The following is a 423-nucleotide window of genomic DNA, read 5'->3' on the forward strand; positions in this document are numbered from 1 at the left end:
TATACCTGTTTTAAATTCGGTGCAAACATCCATCATTTCACAATTGCTGCTATTTTTGCAATTATCTTGTATTTTTCTTGCTGCATTTGCGTGATCTGGATCATAAGTGCCATCATCTTTTATATGAATCATTGGATATATTTTAGATTTATCAGCAATCATACCTGGTTGGAAATAGTTTAAATCCCAACTTGGAAGTTTTATAAGAAATGTATCTAGATGCCATTTTGAATTTTGTTGTTGTATTTTATTACAATCAACTAAGTCCCAATTGCCTTCGCCTTGATGTTTTTGCTTTTCATATTTGCAAAGAGAATTGAAAAATTTACCTGGATTTTTAAAATAAGGGTAATGTTTTAAAAGCCATTTGAGATATTCTAAATGTTTTTTAGGATATAATTTTTTTTCAACCTTAGTGCATTT

1 protein-coding gene is annotated in these 423 nt (G+C 28.8%); it reads right to left on the reverse strand.

From position 1 onward, the window contains the following. Nucleotides 1–423: hypothetical protein (locus F1B92_RS08905; protein WP_195836343.1), on the reverse strand; the 423-nt coding region annotated here is incomplete at both ends.

Source organism: Campylobacter portucalensis, assembly GCF_009690845.1.
Lineage (GTDB): Bacteria > Campylobacterota > Campylobacteria > Campylobacterales > Campylobacteraceae > Campylobacter_B > Campylobacter_B portucalensis.